This window comes from Streptomyces manipurensis, assembly GCF_049570255.1.
Taxonomy (GTDB): Bacteria; Actinomycetota; Actinomycetes; order Streptomycetales; family Streptomycetaceae; genus Streptomyces; species Streptomyces manipurensis.
On sequence record NZ_CP186950.1, the window covers coordinates 2,151,130 to 2,166,731 of the forward strand.

15 protein-coding genes are annotated in these 15,602 nt (G+C 72.8%); 7 read left to right on the plus strand and 8 right to left on the minus strand.

Annotated elements, in window-relative coordinates:
- Window positions 1–112: 112 nt before the first annotated feature.
- Window positions 113–1,492, plus strand: a complete 1,380-nt coding sequence (locus ACPU2J_RS09920; RefSeq protein ID WP_420081024.1) for a cysteine desulfurase/sulfurtransferase TusA family protein — start codon at window positions 113–115, stop codon at window positions 1,490–1,492.
- Window positions 1,493–1,673: 181 nt separating this feature from the next.
- Here ACPU2J_RS09920 and ACPU2J_RS09925 read toward each other — a convergent pair whose 3' ends face one another.
- Window positions 1,674–2,648, minus strand: a complete 975-nt coding sequence (locus tag ACPU2J_RS09925; protein ID WP_420081023.1) for a carbohydrate kinase family protein — start codon at window positions 2,646–2,648, stop codon at window positions 1,674–1,676.
- Between the two features lie 132 nt (window positions 2,649–2,780).
- Here ACPU2J_RS09925 and ACPU2J_RS09930 point away from each other — a divergent pair, with 132 nt between their 5' ends.
- Window positions 2,781–3,020, plus strand: a complete 240-nt coding sequence (locus ACPU2J_RS09930) for a hypothetical protein (RefSeq protein ID WP_420081022.1) — start codon at window positions 2,781–2,783, stop codon at window positions 3,018–3,020.
- A 112-nt stretch (window positions 3,021–3,132) separates the two neighbouring features.
- Window positions 3,133–4,575 (plus strand): hypothetical protein, encoded by a 1,443-nt coding sequence (locus tag ACPU2J_RS09935; protein ID WP_423833093.1) that lies wholly within the window; start codon window positions 3,133–3,135, stop codon window positions 4,573–4,575.
- An 81-nt stretch (window positions 4,576–4,656) separates the two neighbouring features.
- Here the strand turns inward: ACPU2J_RS09935 and ACPU2J_RS09940 are convergent, their stop codons facing one another.
- Entirely contained in the window at window positions 4,657–5,013 is a 357-nt protein-coding gene (locus ACPU2J_RS09940) for a HesB/IscA family protein (RefSeq protein WP_030029080.1), read from the minus strand.
- 294 nt (window positions 5,014–5,307) lie between these two features.
- On the opposite strand from ACPU2J_RS09940, the gene nadA reads away from it, so the two are divergent.
- Window positions 5,308–6,495, plus strand: a complete 1,188-nt coding sequence (nadA, locus tag ACPU2J_RS09945; protein ID WP_420081020.1) for a quinolinate synthase NadA — start codon at window positions 5,308–5,310, stop codon at window positions 6,493–6,495.
- Between the two features lie 113 nt (window positions 6,496–6,608).
- Here nadA and ACPU2J_RS09950 read toward each other — a convergent pair whose 3' ends face one another.
- From ACPU2J_RS09950 to ACPU2J_RS09960, 3 genes are all read right to left on the minus strand, one after another.
- Window positions 6,609–9,734, minus strand: coding sequence for an efflux RND transporter permease subunit (locus ACPU2J_RS09950; RefSeq protein WP_423833094.1), 3,126 nt, complete (start codon window positions 9,732–9,734; stop codon window positions 6,609–6,611).
- A gap of 126 nt (window positions 9,735–9,860) precedes the next feature.
- Window positions 9,861–10,577, minus strand: coding sequence for a response regulator (locus tag ACPU2J_RS09955; RefSeq protein WP_420082459.1), 717 nt, complete (start codon window positions 10,575–10,577; stop codon window positions 9,861–9,863).
- A gap of 81 nt (window positions 10,578–10,658) precedes the next feature.
- Window positions 10,659–11,480: an adenosylcobinamide-GDP ribazoletransferase gene (locus tag ACPU2J_RS09960; protein ID WP_420081018.1), complete on the minus strand. Its 822-nt coding sequence runs from the start codon at window positions 11,478–11,480 to the stop codon at window positions 10,659–10,661.
- Window positions 11,481–11,550: 70 nt separating this feature from the next.
- Between ACPU2J_RS09960 and ACPU2J_RS09965 the strand changes: the two genes are divergently transcribed.
- On the plus strand, window positions 11,551–12,327 hold the full coding sequence (locus tag ACPU2J_RS09965) for a hypothetical protein (protein ID WP_365135257.1): 777 nt from the start codon (window positions 11,551–11,553) through the stop codon (window positions 12,325–12,327).
- Between the two features lie 114 nt (window positions 12,328–12,441).
- On the opposite strand, the gene pspAA is transcribed toward ACPU2J_RS09965, so the two are convergent.
- The gene (gene pspAA, locus ACPU2J_RS09970; RefSeq protein ID WP_361595210.1) at window positions 12,442–12,720 is read right to left on the minus strand and encodes a PspA-associated protein PspAA; all 279 of its coding nucleotides are present in this window, start codon (window positions 12,718–12,720) and stop codon (window positions 12,442–12,444) included.
- 13 nt (window positions 12,721–12,733) lie between these two features.
- Window positions 12,734–13,528 (minus strand): PspA/IM30 family protein, encoded by a 795-nt coding sequence (locus ACPU2J_RS09975; RefSeq protein ID WP_078658699.1) that lies wholly within the window; start codon window positions 13,526–13,528, stop codon window positions 12,734–12,736.
- A gap of 270 nt (window positions 13,529–13,798) precedes the next feature.
- On the opposite strand from ACPU2J_RS09975, the gene ACPU2J_RS09980 reads away from it, so the two are divergent.
- Together ACPU2J_RS09980 and ACPU2J_RS09985 are read left to right on the plus strand one after the other, a co-directional pair.
- Entirely contained in the window at window positions 13,799–14,407 is a 609-nt protein-coding gene (locus ACPU2J_RS09980; RefSeq protein ID WP_361595212.1) for a DUF3043 domain-containing protein, read from the plus strand.
- A gap of 101 nt (window positions 14,408–14,508) precedes the next feature.
- Window positions 14,509–15,219, plus strand: a complete 711-nt coding sequence (locus ACPU2J_RS09985) for a class I SAM-dependent methyltransferase (protein WP_361595214.1) — start codon at window positions 14,509–14,511, stop codon at window positions 15,217–15,219.
- 126 nt (window positions 15,220–15,345) lie between these two features.
- On the opposite strand, the gene ACPU2J_RS09990 is transcribed toward ACPU2J_RS09985, so the two are convergent.
- The gene (locus ACPU2J_RS09990; protein ID WP_361595216.1) at window positions 15,346–15,558 is read right to left on the minus strand and encodes a hypothetical protein; all 213 of its coding nucleotides are present in this window, start codon (window positions 15,556–15,558) and stop codon (window positions 15,346–15,348) included.
- Between the last annotated feature and the right edge of the window lie 44 nt (window positions 15,559–15,602).

The following is a 15,602-nucleotide window of genomic DNA, read 5'->3' on the forward strand; positions in this document are numbered from 1 at the left end:
GGATGGATCCGCCGTCCGGGGGACGGCGGGAGCCACCCCGAACGGCGGGCTCCGGAGCGCATCTGACGGCCCCTGACCTCGCACCCTCGCGGGCTGGGGTTAGCGTGGCCGGATGCCGTACTTCGACAGCGCGTCCGCCGCTCCCCTGCACCCCGTGGCCCGGCAGGCGTTGCAGGCCTCGCTGGACGAGGGCTGGGCCGATCCGGCCCGGCTCTACCGGGAGGGCCGGCGCGCCCGGCTGCTGCTGGACGCCGCGCGGGAGGCCGCCGCGGAGGCGGTGGGGTGCCGCGCCGACGAGCTCGTGTTCACTCCTTCGGGGACGCACGCGGTTCACACGGGCGTCGCCGGGGCCCTCGCGGGCCGCCGGCGCGCCGGGGACCATCTGGTCGTATCGGCCGTCGAACACAGTTCTGTATTGCACGCCGCGGCGGCGCACGGGGCGGGCGGCGGGACCGTGACCGAGGTCCCGGTGGACCGATCGGGCGCGGTCTCCCCCGCCGGGTACGCCGAGGCCCTGACCCCGCGGACGGCGCTGGCCTGCCTCCAGTCGGCCAACCACGAGGTGGGAACGGTCCAGCCGGTGGCGGAGGTCGCCGAGGTCTGCGGGGCGGCCGGGGTGCCGCTCCTGGTCGACGCCGCGCAGTCGCTGGCCTGGGGTCCGGTGGAGGGGGCCTGGTCGGCCCTGGCGGCCAGCGCCCACAAGTGGGGCGGTCCGCCCGGGGTCGGGCTGCTCGCGGTCCGCAAGGGGACCCGGTTCTCCCCCCAAGGCCCCGCGGACGAAAGGGAGTCGGGCCGCTCCCCCGGCTTCGTGAACCTGCCCGCGATCGTGGCGGCGGCCGCCTCGCTGCGGGCCGTACGGGCCGAGGCCGAGGCCGAGGCGGCCCGGCTGCGGATCCTGGTGGACCGCATCCGGCGCCGGGTGGTGCGGCTGGTGCCCGACGTGGAGGTGGTGGGCGATCCGGAGCGGCGGCTGCCGCACCTGGTCACCTTCTCCTGCCTGTACGTCGACGGGGAGGCGCTGCTGCACGAGCTGGACCGGGCGGGCTTCTCGGTGTCCTCGGGGTCCTCCTGCACGAGCTCCACACTGACCCCCAGTCATGTGCTGCGGGCGATGGGGGTGCTGTCGGAGGGCAACGTACGGGTGTCGCTGCCGGCGGGGACCACGGCGGAGGACGTGAACGCGTTCCTGGAGGTGCTGCCGGGCGCGGTGGCGGGCGTACGGGAACGGCTCGGCGTGCCCGGGCCGGAGCCGCGGACGCCGGTCGCGGAGTCCGTGGAGGTCGACGCGCTGGGGCTGCGCTGCCCGCAGCCGGTGATCGAGCTGGCGCGGGCCATCGGGTCGGTGCCGGTGGGGGGCACGGTGACGGTCCTGTCGGACGACGAGGTCGCCCGCCTGGACATCCCGGCCTGGTGCGCGATGCGGGGCCACACGTACCTGGGCGAGTCCCCCCGCCCCCCGGGCACGGCCTACACGATTCGCCGCGAGGCGTAGCCGGCCCCCGCCGGCCGATCCAGCCTCGCCGCCCCTTGAGGCCCGGGCCCGGGCACGACCAGCCCCGCCGGCGTTTGAGGCGCGGGTCCGGGCGGAGCCCGGTGCCCGGCGGAGCCGGGTTCCCCGGGGCGCCGCCCCGAACCCCGCGCCTCAAACGCCTCCAGCCACCGCTGGGACGGCGTCAGCCGAGGTGGGTGCGGACCTCCGCCGCGGCCTCGTCGCCGTAGGCCTTGGTGAAGCGCTCCATGAAGTGCGCACGCGCCAGCGTGTACTCCTGGGTGCCCAGCGTCTCGATGACCAGCGTCGCGAGCATGCAGCCCACCTGCGCCGCCCGCTCCAGGCCGACGCCCCATCCCAGGCCGGTCAGGAAGCCCGCGCGGAACGCGTCGCCGACACCCGTCGGGTCGACCTTCGCGTTCTCCTCGGGGCAGCCGACGACGATCGGCTCCTCGCCCGCCCGCTCGATCCGGACGCCGTTGGAGCCCAGGGTGGTGACGCGGGTGCCGACCTTGGCCAGGATCTCCTCGTCGGTCCAGCCGGACTTCGACTCGATGAGGCCCTTCTCGTACTCGTTGGAGAAGAGGTAGGTCGCGCCCTCCATCAGGGTGCGGATGTTGTCGCCGTCCATGCGGGCGATCTGCTGCGAGAAGTCGGCGGCGAAGGGGATCCCGCGGGTGCGGCACTCCTCCGTGTGGCGCAGCATCGCCTCGGGGTCGTCGGCGCCGATCAGGACCAGGTCCAGGCCGCCCACGCGGTCGGCGACGGACTTCAGCTCGATCAGGCGGGCCTCGCTCATCGCGCCCGTGTAGAAGGAGCCGATCTGGTTGTGGTCGGCGTCCGTGGTGCACACGAAGCGCGCGGTGTGCAGGACCTCGGAGATCCGGACGGAGTCGGTGTCGACGCCGTGGCGGTCGAGCCAGGCGCGGTACTCGTCGAAGTCGGACCCGGCGGCGCCCACGAGGACCGGGCGGATGCCGAGCTGGCCCATTCCGAAACAGATGTTCGGGCCGACGCCGCCCCGCCGGACGTCGAGGTTGTCGACGAGGAAGGAGAGGGAGACCGTGTGCAGCTGGTCCGCGACGAACTGGTCGGCGAAACGGCCGGGGAAGGTCATGAGGTGGTCGGTGGCGATGGAGCCGGTGACTGCGATGCGCACGGCGTGGACGCTCCTGCTGGAGGACGGGGAGGGACAGTCAAAGCTACCCGTTGCGCGAGCCCATGCCGAACCCCAGAAACTACCTCTTAGTAGCTCTTTCTTCGCGAGAGGCGTGATGTCTACGGTGCATGCATGACCTCTACCGACGGTTACGACTACTGCGAGTACACCGCCGAGCGGCGCGGAGCGGAAGGCGGCGGGCGGCCCGGTTTCGCGCGGATGCTCGGGGACTGTGCCCGGATGGCCCCGCACTGGGCGGTTCCGGCGGGTCCCCGGCCGGTCCGGGTGGCTCCTTCGCAGATCCACGGGATCAGCGTCCCGCGGGCCTCGGCCCGGCTGATCGCGTCCACGGCCGCGTACGGGGACCAGTAGCCGCCCCGGAGGACCCGGAGGAAAGGCCGGATCGCGCCGGAGGGGAACCGGTCGCGCCGCTGTTCCGTCACACCCGCATCAGAGACTGCGGAACAGGTGAAGGAGCGATGCGGTGACCAGCGAAGAACCCGGCACATCACGCGGCACACGACGGCGGCCGGCCTGGGCCGTCGGCTCGATCGCGGCCGCCGTGCTGCTCGCGGGCGGCGGTACGGCCTACTGGGCGTCCACGGCCCACGGCGACGGGGCTCCGGGCGGCCGTGGGGGCGACAGCGCGGCCTCGGCGCCCCGCGACGCGGGTGATCCCTCGGGGCCGGGGATCGCACCCGGGGAGCCCGACCCGTCCGGCGGGGCGGTGGTCTACCGGGCGGACGTGAAGCTGCCCGAGGCCCCGGCCTCCGCGCCCGCCTTCCGGGTGTCGGGCGAGGTCACGGAGGCGGAGGTGGCGCGGCTCGCCTCGGCCCTGGGTGTGGCGGGCGCTCCGCGGCTGTCCGGTGACGTCTGGCTGGCCGGGGAGGCCTCCGACGGCTCCGGGCCGCGGCTGACGGTGGCGCGTACGGCGCCGGGCACCTGGAACTTCAACCGGTTCCAGGGGGGCGCCGGTACGGGCAACGGCGCGGGCGACGACTGTGTGCGCGGCAAGGACACCTGCGGCCCCGCCACGCTCCCGCGGGACGGCGGCGCGGCCGGGGGTGCGGGCAAGCCCGTCTCGGAGGAGGCGGCGAAGGCCGCCGCGGCCCCGGTGCTGGCGGCGGCCGGGCAGGACGGGGCGAAGCTGGACGCGCGCGCGACCCAGGGCGCGGTGCGGGTGGTGAGCGCCGATCCGGTGGTCGGCGGGCTGGCCACGCAGGGCTGGGCCACGAAGCTGAGCGTGGCGGCGGACGGTTCGGTGGTCGGCGGCAACGGCGAGCTGAAGGCGCCGGTCCGGGCGGCCGACCAGCCGGTGGTCGGTGCGGTGGAGGCGCTGGCCCGGCTGAACGCGCGCTCGGGCGGCACGGGCGGGGAGCCGGCTCCGAGCGGCTGCGCGAGTGCGGTGCCGCTGGCCCAGGACCCCCCGGCGGGGGCCGCGGAGACGGTGCCGTGCAACCCGGAGCCGCGGCCGATGAAGCCGCCGCGGACGGAGTCGGTGCGGGGTGCGGTGCTGGGGCTGGCCTCGGGCACGGTGGACGGCGAGCGGGGTCTGGTCCCGGCCTGGCTGTTCGAGGTGGCGGGCCGGGACGGGGCCGCGGCCCGTACGGTGGCGGAGCCGGCGACGGCCGAGGGGGCCGGGACTCCCGCACCCAAGGACGGCCGTACGGTGCCGGGGATCTCGTACGCGGTGGACGACCGGAAGCTGACGGTGACCTTCTGGGGCGGGGTGTGCAGCACCTACGCGCTGACGGTGCGGGAGGAGGCCGCGTCGGTCATGGTGAAGATCACCGACACCCCGAACAAGCCGGGCCAGGCGTGCATCATGATCGCCGAGGAGCAGTCGGTGACGGCGCAGCTGCAGCAGCCGCTGGGTGACCGGACGGTGGTCGACGCGACCACGGGCAAGCCGCTCCCCCGCGGCTGACTCGCGGGACGGGACGGCGAAGGGGCCCGTCCCGGTCGGATGCGACCGGGACGGGCCCCTTCGTGCCGTACGGGTACGGGCTTAGCTGAACGAGTCGCCGCAGGCGCAGGAGCCGGTGGCGTTCGGGTTGTCGATCGTGAAGCCCTGCTTCTCGATGGTGTCGACGAAGTCGATGGAGGCGCCGCCCAGGTACGGGGCGCTCATGCGGTCCGTGACGACCTTCACACCGTCGAAGTCCTTCACGACGTCGCCGTCGAGGGAGCGCTCGTCGAAGAAGAGCTGGTAGCGCAGGCCGGAGCAGCCGCCGGGCTGAACGGCGACGCGCAGCGCCAGGTCGTCACGGCCTTCCTGCTCCAGCAGGGTCCTGACCTTTTCGGCGGCGGCGTCGGACAGGAGGATGCCGTCGCTCACGGTGGTCTTGTCGTCCTGTACGGACATCTGCATTCACTCCCGAAGTGGGCGGCTCCCCGCGGCGGGCGGGGAAACGTCGGACTCTTGCCGTCGGTGGCAACGAGCGGGACCTCGGATTCATTCCGGGACCCGACGCTTCTTTTCAGATGTTCCATGCTCGCACACCGCACGCCCGGCGGGACCAGTTGAATCGGGGGCTGATGCGTCACATTGACACTATCGGCATCGTCAAACTGACGTGAAGCGGTTATGATAGATAGCGTCAAGTAGACGAGAAGTCGAAGCGCTGATCCAGAAGTCCCTTGTCGCAGAAAAGAAAGGGTGCGTGTCGTGACCACCGCCCAGCCGTTGGACGTCCAGCCGACGCCCCTTGCCCTGCTGCTGCTCGGCCGTGAGGCCGACCCCAAGAGCGAGCGCGGGGTGGAGTGTCCCGGCGACCTCCCCTCGCCGTCGGACCCGAACCTCGTGGAGCGGGCCCGCGCGGCCAAGGAGAAGCTCGGGGACAAGGTCTTCATCCTCGGCCACCACTACCAGCGTGACGAGGTCATCGAGTTCGCCGACGTCACCGGCGACTCCTTCAAGCTGGCCAAGGACGCGGCCGCCAAGCCGGAGGCCGAGTACATCGTCTTCTGCGGCGTGCACTTCATGGCCGAGTCCGCGGACATCCTGACCTCGGACGACCAGAAGGTGGTCCTGCCGGACCTGGCCGCCGGCTGCTCGATGGCCGACATGGCCACCGCCGAGCAGGTCGCCGAGTGCTGGGACGTGCTGACCGAGGCCGGCGTCGCCGGCGACACGGTGCCCGTCTCGTACATGAACTCCTCGGCCGACATCAAGGCCTTCACCGGCAAGCACGGCGGCACGATCTGCACCTCGTCCAACGCGAAGAAGGCCCTGGAGTGGGCCTTCGAGCAGGGCGAGAAGGTGCTCTTCCTCCCCGACCAGCACCTGGGCCGCAACACCGCCGTCCGCGACATGGGCATGTCCCTCGACGACTGCGTGCTCTACAACCCGCACAAGCCGAACGGCGGCCTCACCGCCGAGCAGCTGCGGAACGCGAAGATGATCCTGTGGCGGGGTCACTGCTCGGTCCACGGCCGGTTCTCGGTCGACTCGGTCGAGGACGTCCGCGCCCGCATCCCCGGCGTGAACGTGCTGGTCCACCCCGAGTGCAAGCACGAGGTCGTGGCGGCGGCGGACTACGTCGGCTCCACGGAGTACATCATCAAGATGCTGGAGGCGGCCCCCGCCGGCTCCAAGTGGGCCATCGGCACCGAGCTGAACCTGGTCCGCCGCCTGGCGAATCGATTCGCCGCCGAGGACAAGGAAGTCGTCTTCCTCGACAAGACGGTCTGCTTCTGCTCCACGATGAACCGCATCGACCTCCCGCACCTGGTGTGGACGCTGGAGTCCCTCGCCGAGGGCACCCTCGTCAACCGCATCCAGGTGGACAAGGAGACGGAGAGCTTCGCGAAGCTCGCCCTGGAGCGCATGCTCGCCCTCCCGTAGGGACGGCGCCGCGGCTCCGGCACCGCACGCACACGAAGGGCGGCTCCCCTGCGGGAGCCGCCCTTCGGCGTGCGCCGGGCGGGCGGGCCGGGGGTCCGGCCCGCCCGGCCGGATCAGACCTTCGCCGGGGTCTCCTCCGGCTGGTCCTGCGACGGGACGACCGTCAGACGGGCCGTCTTCTTCGCGCGGCGGCGCTCCTTGCGGAGCTCCACCATCGTGTAGAGGGTCGGCACCAGGAGCAGCGTCAGCAGGGTCGAGCTGACCAGGCCGCCGATGACCACGACCGCGAGCGGCTGCGAGATGAAGCCGCCCTCACCGGTGACGCCCAGCGCCATCGGCAGCAGCGCGAAGATCGTCGCCAGGGCCGTCATCAGGATCGGGCGCAGCCGGTGCCGGCCGCCCTCGACGACCGCCTCGACGACGCCCAGGCCCTGGGCGCGGTACTGGTTGACCAGGTCGATCAGGACGATCGCGTTGGTCACGACGATGCCGATGAGCATCAGCATGCCGATCATCGCCGGGACGCCCATCGGGGTGCCGGTGACGAGCAGCAGGCCGAGCGCGCCGGTCGCCGCGAACGGGATGGACACCAGCAGGATCAGCGGCTGGACCAGCGAGCGGAAGGTCGCGACCAGCAGCATGAACACGATCGCGATGGCCGCGAGCATGGCGAGGCCGAGCGAGCCGAACGCCTCGTCCTGGTCCTCGGAGACGCCGCCGATGGAGGCCGTCGCGCCGTCGGGCAGGTCCAGCGCCTTGAGCTTCGTCTGCAGCTCGGCGCTGACCGCGCCCGTGTTGTCGCCCTGCGGGCGCGCGGTGACGGTCGCGGCGCGGGCGCCGTCGATCCGGGTCATCGCGACCGGGCCGGGGACCTCCTTGACCTCGGCGATGTCGCCCAGCTTCACCGGGCCGACGGGGAGTGCCTGCAGTGCGGCCAGGGTGGTGGCCGGCTGCGCGGAGCGGATGACGATGTCCCGCTCGGTGTCCTCCAGTACGGCCTTGCCGGCCGGGGTGCCGCGGACGGCCTGGGCGACGATCGCCGCGAGGGCGGCCTGGTTCAGGCCCGCCTCCGCCGCCCTGGGGGTGGCGGTCACCGAGATCCGGGGCACGGACTGGGACAGGTCGCTCTGCACGTCGGCGACGTTGTCGAGCTTGGCCACCTCGGCGCGGACCTGCTCGGCGGCCTTGGCGAGGACCTCGCCGTCGCCGGCCTTGACGACCACGCTGAGGTTCTGGCTGCCGAAGGCGTCACCCGCCGAGATCCGGGTCTCGCCGATCCCGTCGAGGGCCGCCAGCCCGTCCTCGATGCGCTTCTTCACGGCCTCTCCGTCGCCGGCGTCCTTCAGGGAGACCTGGTAGGAGGCCTGGTTGGAGCCGGTGCCGCCGCCAAAGGCCGCGAGGAAGCCGGAGGAGCCGACGGTGACCTGGTAGCTCTTGACCCCGTCGACGGAGGCCAGCACCTTCTCCACCTTCCGGCTCGCCTCGTCGGAGGCGGCCAGGGAGGTGCCCGGGGCGAGCTCCTGCTTGACCGTCAGGACGTCCTGCTCGCCCTGGTCGAAGAAGTTGGTCTTCAGCATGGGGGTCATGCCGAAGGTGCCGAGCAGGACGACCACGGCGATGGCCACGCTGGTCAGGCGGCGCCGGGTGGCGAAGCCCAGCACGCGGACGTACAGGCTCTGCAGGCGGCTGCGGGCCTCCTTCTCCTCGGCCTCGCGGCGGGCCTTCGCGGCGCTCTCGGCGTCCCCGGGGGTGACGCCCTTGGGTGCGCTGAGGAACCAGTACGAGAGCACCGGTACGACCGTCAGGGAGACGAGCAGCGAGGCCAGCAGGGCCGCGGTGACGGTGAGCGAGAAGGAGCCGAAGAGCTCTCCGATCATGCCGCCGACGAGGCCGATCGGCAGGAAGACGGCGACGGTGGTGAGCGTGGAGGAGGTGACCGCGCCGGCGACCTCCCTGACCGCGGTGATGATGGCGGCCTCGCGCTCCTCCCCGTAGCCGAGGTGGCGCTTGATGTTCTCCAGGACCACGATCGAGTCGTCGACGACGCGGCCGATGGCGATGGTCAGCGCGCCGAGGGTCAGCATGTTGAGCGACAGGTCGCGGGTCCACAGCACGATGAGCGCGAGGACCACCGACAGCGGGATGGACACCGCGGTGACCAGGGTGGAGCGCAGCGACGCCAGGAAGACCAGGATCACGATCACCGCGAACAGCAGGCCGAGCAGGCCCTCGGTGGTGAGGCTGGAGATGGACTTGGCGACGGCCGGGCCCTGGTCGCTGACGACGGTCAGGTCGGCGCCGCCGCCGAGCGTCGAACGCAGCTCGGGGAGCTTGTCCTTGACGGCGTCGGAGATGGCGACGGCGCTGCCGTCCTTGTCCATGGTGAGGACGAGGGCGAGGCTGGGCCGGCCGTTGGTGCGGGTGATGGAGTCGGCCTTGGCCGGCTCCTGCTTGACCGTGGCGACGTCGCCGAGGCGGACGGCCGGCCGGCCCGGGCCGGGGCTCAGGCGCAGCTCCTCGATCTGGGCGAGGGAGGTGAAGCCGTTGCCCACGCGGACGGTGCGGTTCTTGCCCGCCTCGTCGAAGGAGCCGGCGGGGACGGCTGCGCCGCCCGCCTGGAGGCCCTGGGCGAGGGCGGCGCCGTCGAGGCCGGCGGCGGCGAGCTTCGCCTCGTCGGGGGTGACGGTGACCTGGAGGTCCTGGACTCCGTCGACGCTGACCTGGCCGACGCCGTCGATGTCCGACAGGACGGGGACGACGGACTTCTCCAGCTGGTCGGCGAGGGCCTGCTGGTCCTTGTCGGAGGTGACGGCGAGGATGACGGTCGGGATGTCGTCGGTGGAACCGGCCACGACCTGCGGGTCCACCTCGGCGGGCAGCCGGACGCGGGCCCGGTTGACGGCCTGCTGGACGTCGGCGACGAGCTGCTTGGTGCCGCTGTCGCCGTAGTCGAAGGTGGCCATGATGAGGGCGTTGCCCTCGCTGGCGGTGGAAGTGATGCCGGTGATGCCGTCGACGCCCTTGAGGGTGGCCTCGATCGGTTCGACGACCTGCTTCTCCACCACGTCCGGCGAAGCGCCCTGGTACGGCGCGAGCACGGACACCATGGGCAGTTCGATGGAGGGCAGCAGCTGCTGCTTGAGCTGCGGGATCGCTATGGCGCCGAAGAGGAGCGCGACGATCGACACGAGGCCGACCAGCGCCCTTTGGGCCAGGCTGAAGCGGGACAGCCAGGACATGGGTATGGGATCTCTCTGCAGTGACGAAGGCGAGGGCCCTCCCACCCTGTCCCACGCAGGGGGCCGGTTTCGTCGCTCGCAGGTGCCGTCCTTATGTGCGGCATACCGCGTCCGTAGTACGCGGTGCTACTCCGGCGCCGTACCGGGCTGCTCCAGCCGCGGCCGGACGAGTCCCGATTCGTAGGCGATGACCACCAATTGCGCCCGGTCGCGGGCGCCCAGCTTGGCCATGGCCCGGTTCACGTGGGTCTTGACGGTGAGCGGGCTGACCTCGAGCCGTGCGGCGATCCCGTCGTTGGACAGGCCGGCCGCCACGTGGACGAGGACCTCGCGCTCGCGGCCGGTCAGCGCGGCGAGCCGCTCGGCGTGCAGGCCGTCCGTGCCCGCCGGGGCGGCCGGTCCGGCGCCACCGCCCTGGGCGAGGAAGGTGGCGATGAGCCCCTTGGTGGCGGCCGGTGAGAGGAGTGCCTCGCCGGCGGCGGCGACCCGGATGGCGTTGAGCAGCTCGTCGGGCTCGGCGCCCTTGCCGAGGAAGCCGGAGGCGCCCGCCCGCAGCGCGGAGACCACGTACTCGTCGACCTCGAAGGTGGTCAGCATCACCACGCGGACGGCGGAGAGTTCGGGGTCCGCGCTGATCATGCGGGTGGCCGCGAGCCCGTCGGTGCCCGGCATCCGGATGTCCATGAGGACCACGTCGGGCCGCTCCTGCCGGGCGACGGCGAAGGCCTGCGCCCCGTCGCAGGCCTCGCCCACGACCTCCATGTCGGGTTCGGAGTCGACGAGCACCCGGAAGGCGCTGCGCAGCAGGGCCTGGTCGTCGGCGAGCAGCACCCTGATCGGCACGGTGGGCGGCAGGTCCGCCGGAGTGTGGTCCACGCGCCGAGGGTACGCGGGCCCCCGCGGCGGCGGCCGGGCGGTGGAGGGTCAGCCGAGGGTGAGGACGATCAGCGCGGTCGTGGCGGACACCTCGGCCAGGGCGCCGAACACGTCGCCGGTGACCCCGTCGAAGCGGCGCACGCAGCGCCGCAGGAGCAGCTCCGCGGCGACCAGGGCGACCAGGACGGCGGCCGCGGCACGGACCGCGGCGGGCAGGCCCAGCGGGAGCGCCGCGGCCGCGGCGGCGACGGCGGTCACGGCGGCGAGGACGGCGGCCACGCGCCGGGGGACGACCCCGGCGACGGCCGCGCCGAGGCCCTCGGGGCGGGCGGCGGGCACGCCGTCGCGGGAGGCGAGGGTCATGGCGAGGCGGGCGGTCACGGCGGCGGTGACGGCGGCCAGGGCCCCGTGGACCCAGCTCTCGGCGTACAGCTCGGACAGGGCGGCGGTCTGCAGCAGCAGGGCGAGCACCAGGGCGATGACGCCGAAGGGGCCGATGTCGGACTTCTTCATGATGCGCAGGGCGTCGCCGGCGGGCTTGGCGCTGCCCAGGCCGTCCGCGGTGTCGGCCAGTCCGTCCAGGTGCAGGCCCCGGGTGAGGGCCGCGGGTGCGGCGGCGGTGACGGCGGCGGCGAGCAGCGGGCCCGATCCGAGGAGGAGCAGGAGGACCCCGGGGAGGGCGGAGAGCACGCCGACGGCGAGCCCGGCGAGCGGGGCGCAGGCCATGCCGGTGCGGGCGGCGGGGCGGTCCCAGCGGGTGATCCGCGCGGGCAGGACGGTGAGGGTGCCGAAGGCGAAGCGGACGCCGTCGGGGAGGGAGGCGCGTTCCGCGGGCGGCGTCGGGGGCGGATCGTCGAACGAATCTGTCATCGGCGCGAACGCTACCCGCTCCGAGCGGGCGGTAAATTACCCATTACCTGCCAAATAGGGAGTCAGTGGGATGGGTCACTGGTGGTACCGGAACATCATGGAGCCGGGAAAGCTCCCCATGCTGCTGGCCCTGGTCTCCTTCGTGACGTCGTTCCTGGTCACCCGGGTGATCACCCGCATGATCCGGGCGGGTCGCGGCCCCTTCAAGAACGTCACCCCGGGCGGGCTGCACATCCACCACGTGGTCCCGGGCGTGATCCTCGTGATCATCGGGGGGTTCGGTGCCATCGGGAGCGCCCGCAACAGCTTCGGAGCGGCCCTCTCGGCCGTCATCTTCGGCCTGGGGGCGGGTCTGGTGCTGGACGAGTTCGCGCTGATCCTGCACCTCGACGACGTCTACTGGAGCGAGCAGGGCCGCAAGAGCGTCGAGATCGTGGTGGTGACGGCCGCGCTGGTGGCACTGGTGCTGGGCGGGTTCGTGCCGTTCGGCGTGAACGACCTGACCCCCGAGGAGCGGCAGAGCCGGGGCCTGGTGGTGATGAACGCGGCGGGCAACTTCTGCCTGGCCCTGATCGCCCTGTGGAAGGGCAAGGCGCGCACCGCCCTCTTCGGGGTGGTGGTGCCCTTCGTGGCGCTGGTCGGCGCGATCCGGCTGGCCCGGCCCGGGTCCCCGTACGCGAAGAGGTTCTACGCGAACCGGCCGCGCGCCCGGGCCAGGGCCGGGCTGCGGGCCTTCCACCACGACCGGCGCTGGACCCGGAGACGGCGCAGGTTCGAGGACTTCATCGGCGGCGCCCCCGACCCGCAGCGGGTGTCGCTGGAGAAACCTCCGGTGGAGGGGGACTGACGGCGCGGCACAGCACGGCGACGGGCCCTCCCCCTGCCCGGGGGAGGGCCCGTCGTGTCGGTGCGCCGTCGGGTGGGCCCGCGTACCGGTGAGACGTCGTACCGGTGCGGCGTCTCAGCCCGGGATCAGGCCGTCGTCGCTGAGCATCTCCCGGACCTCGTCGAGGCCGGCGTCGGGACCGGGCAGGATCAGCTCGGACGGCTCCAGGGCGTCGTCCGGGAGCGGAGTGCCGAGGCGTCGTACGGCGTCGAGGAGCGCGCCCAGCGTCCGCCGGAAGCCGGCCTCGTCCCCGGACTCCATCTCCTTGAGCAGTTCGTCGTCGAGCGTGTTGAGCTCGGCGAAGTGGCCGTCGGCCACTTCCACCTGGCCCTCCCCCATGATGCGGACGATCATGACGGCCCCGTTCCTACTGCTTGTCGAACCGGTGCTGGGTCTGCGGCTGCTGGGCGTTGCCCTGGGCGCCGCCCTCGATGGCCTGCTGCTGGGCGGACGGGCCGCCGGCGAGCTCCGCCTTCATGCGCTGGAGCTCCAGCTCCACGTCGGTCCCGCCCGAGAGGCGGTCCAGCTCGGCCTGGATGTCGTCCTTGGAGCCGAGTCCGCTCTGGTCGTCGAGGGCGCCGGAGGCGAGCAGCTCGTCGATGGCTCCGGCGCGGGCCTGCAGCTGGGCGGTCTTGTCCTCGGCCCGCTGGATGGCGAGGCCGACGTCGCTCATCTCCTCGGAGATGCCGGAGAAGGACTCCGCGATCCGGGTCTGGGCCTGGGCCGCGGTGTAGGTGGCCTTGATGGTCTCCTTCTTCGTGCGGAAGGCGTCCACCTTCGCCTGGAGCCGCTGGGCGGCCAGGGTCAGCTTCTCCTCCTCGCCCTGGAGGGTCTGGTGCTGCACCTCCAGGTCGCTGACCTGCTGCTGGAGCGAGGCGCGACGGGAGAGGGCCTCACGGGCGAGGTCCTCGCGGCCCAGGGCGAGGGCCTTGCGGCCCTGGTCCTCGAGCTTCGCGGACTGCCCCTGCAGCTGGTTCAGCTGCAGTTCGAGGCGCTTGCGGGAGGTCGCCACGTCGGCGACGCCGCGGCGCACCTTCTGCAGCAGCTCGAGCTGCTTCTGGTACGAGTAGTCGAGGGTCTCGCGCGGGTCCTCGGCCCGGTCAAGGGCCTTGTTCGCCTTCGCGCGGAAGATCATCCCCATACGCTTCATGACACCGCTCATGGGCTTCGCGCGCCCCCTTCTAGACGGACTGTGCTCCAGGTCACCGACAGGTCCCACAGTACGGGCCCTGCATCCATTACCGCACTGTTCGAGGCCGGATGCGCTCCTCCTCCAGGACGACTGCTCCCCCGCCGTGTCAGGCGTGAGGAGTAGGTGGGCCCCGGACCGTGCGGGGGGTGGGCCCCGTACGCACCGTGCACAGGGAAGGACGCCCGCCGTTGCCGGATCGTTCCCCGCGGGGGTGGGGCCCGTGCCCTCGACCACGTAGGCTTGGGTTTTGTGTTTGGTAGCCGCTCCTCCAAGGAAGAGAAGGCCGCCGCCACCGACAAGGTGAGCGCCGACCTCTCGCAGCCCCGTGACCCGCAGGCCCCGAAGGGCCGCCCGACGCCGAAGCGTGCTGTGGCCCAGTCGCAGCGCAAGGCCGTCGTGGCCTCGACCGGCAACCGCAAGGAGGACGCGAAGCGCGCCCGCGAGCGGCGCCGTGTGGAGATGGCCAAGCAGCGCGAGGCGCTGGCCAACGGCGACGAGCGCTACCTGCCGGCCAGGGACAAGGGCCCCGTCCGCAGGTACGTCCGCGACTTCGTCGACTCGCGCTTCTCGGTCGCCGAGATGTTCCTGCCGCTGGCCGTGGTCATCCTCGTCCTCAGCATGGTGCGGCAGCCGACGATCCAGAACATCGCGCTGCTCCTGTGGCTCGGCGTGATCGCGCTGATCATCCTGGACTCCATCGGTCTGGTCTTCCGCCTGCGCAAGGCGCTCAACGAGCGCTTCCCGGACGAGCCGCGCCGCGGCGCCGTCGCGTACGGCCTGATGCGCACCCTGCAGATGCGCCGGCTGCGCCTGCCGAAGCCCCAGGTCAAGCGCGGGGAACGGCCCTGACCGGAGGGGCGCCCGGCGCGTCGGGGGAAGGCTTCGCCGAGGGGGCACGCCTGTGGCTCGAGGGCCTGGGCGGACTGCGCAACGCGGTCCGTCAGGAGCTCGTGGGCCGGCAGGTCGACGAGCAGATCGCGCAGCGCTTCCCCGTGGGGCAGCGGCTGCGGGTACTCGACGTGGGCATGGGCCAGGGGACGCAGGCGCTGCGGCTGGCCCGCGCCGGGCACAAGGTGACCGGGCTGGAGCAGGATCCCGGGATGCTGGCGGTCGCCCAGGAGGCGCTCGCCGGTGAGCCGGAGGGGATCCGCGACCGGGTCCGCCTGATGGAGGGCGACGGCCGCGAGACCGGCGCGCACTTCCTGCCCGGCAGCTTCGACGTGGTGCTGTGCCACGGGGTGCTCATGTACGTGCCGGAACCGGACGCCATGCTCGCCGGGCTGGCCCGGATGCTGGCCCCCGGCGGTCTGCTGTCCCTGCTGGTGCGCAACGGCGACGCGCTCGCCATGCGGCCGGGCCTCGACGGGGACTGGAAGGGCGCGCTGGCGGCCTTCGACAGCGTCGACTACACGAACCGGCTGGGGCTGGAGGTGCGCGCCGACCGGCTGGCGGGGCTGACGGCCACGCTGTCGGGGATCGGTGCGCCGCTGCACTCCTGGTACGGGGTGCGGGTCTTCACCGACGGGACCGAGGCGGGCGGGGCGCTCCCGCCCGACGGGGAACTGGAACGGCTGCTGGCCGCCGAGGACCGGGCCGGCCGGACCGACCCCTACCGGGGCGTGGCCGCGCTGCTGCACCTGTGCGGCGTCCGGGGCCAGTAAGCCGGCACACCCGAGGATCCACGGGTCCACGGGCCGGGGAACGCGGAAGGGGCGGTACGGGGAGCACTCCCCGTACCGCCCCTTCCCCGTCGCGCCGCGGGCCTGCCGGTCCGCGGCGGTGGACGGCTACGCCTCCAGCGCGTCGCGCAGGCTCATCGTGTAGAGCTCGGCCCCGCTGTCGTCGGACAGCTTCACCTGCTCGGTGCCGCCCTCCAGCAGGTCCTTCCAGTACTCGCCGATCCAGGATTCCGCGTCACCCTGCGTCGTGAACTCCTCGGGCACCACCGACGGGCTCGTCTCACTGCCGTCGGCCGTCTCGAACCGCCACGTCCACGCCATCTCAGCCTCCGTTGCTCGCACGCTTCCTGCCCTGAGTCTGCCCG

Bases quoted from the DNA above. Each gene is read 5' to 3' on its own strand.
- ACPU2J_RS09960 (WP_420081018.1), bottom strand. From the start codon at position 11,480: ATGACAGATTCGTTCGACGATCCGCCCCCGACGCCGCCCGCGGAACGC.
- ACPU2J_RS09940 (WP_030029080.1), bottom strand. From the start codon at position 5,013: ATGTCCGTACAGGACGACAAGACCACCGTGAGCGACGGCATCCTCCTG.
- ACPU2J_RS09965 (WP_365135257.1), top strand. From the start codon at position 11,551: ATGGGTCACTGGTGGTACCGGAACATCATGGAGCCGGGAAAGCTCCCC.
- ACPU2J_RS09990 (WP_361595216.1), bottom strand. From the start codon at position 15,558: ATGGCGTGGACGTGGCGGTTCGAGACGGCCGACGGCAGTGAGACGAGC.
- pspAA (WP_361595210.1), bottom strand. From the start codon at position 12,720: ATGATCGTCCGCATCATGGGGGAGGGCCAGGTGGAAGTGGCCGACGGC.
- ACPU2J_RS09920 (WP_420081024.1), top strand. From the start codon at position 113: ATGCCGTACTTCGACAGCGCGTCCGCCGCTCCCCTGCACCCCGTGGCC.
- ACPU2J_RS09950 (WP_423833094.1), bottom strand. From the start codon at position 9,734: ATGTCCTGGCTGTCCCGCTTCAGCCTGGCCCAAAGGGCGCTGGTCGGC.
- ACPU2J_RS09975 (WP_078658699.1), bottom strand. From the start codon at position 13,528: ATGAGCGGTGTCATGAAGCGTATGGGGATGATCTTCCGCGCGAAGGCG.
- ACPU2J_RS09930 (WP_420081022.1), top strand. From the start codon at position 2,781: ATGACCTCTACCGACGGTTACGACTACTGCGAGTACACCGCCGAGCGG.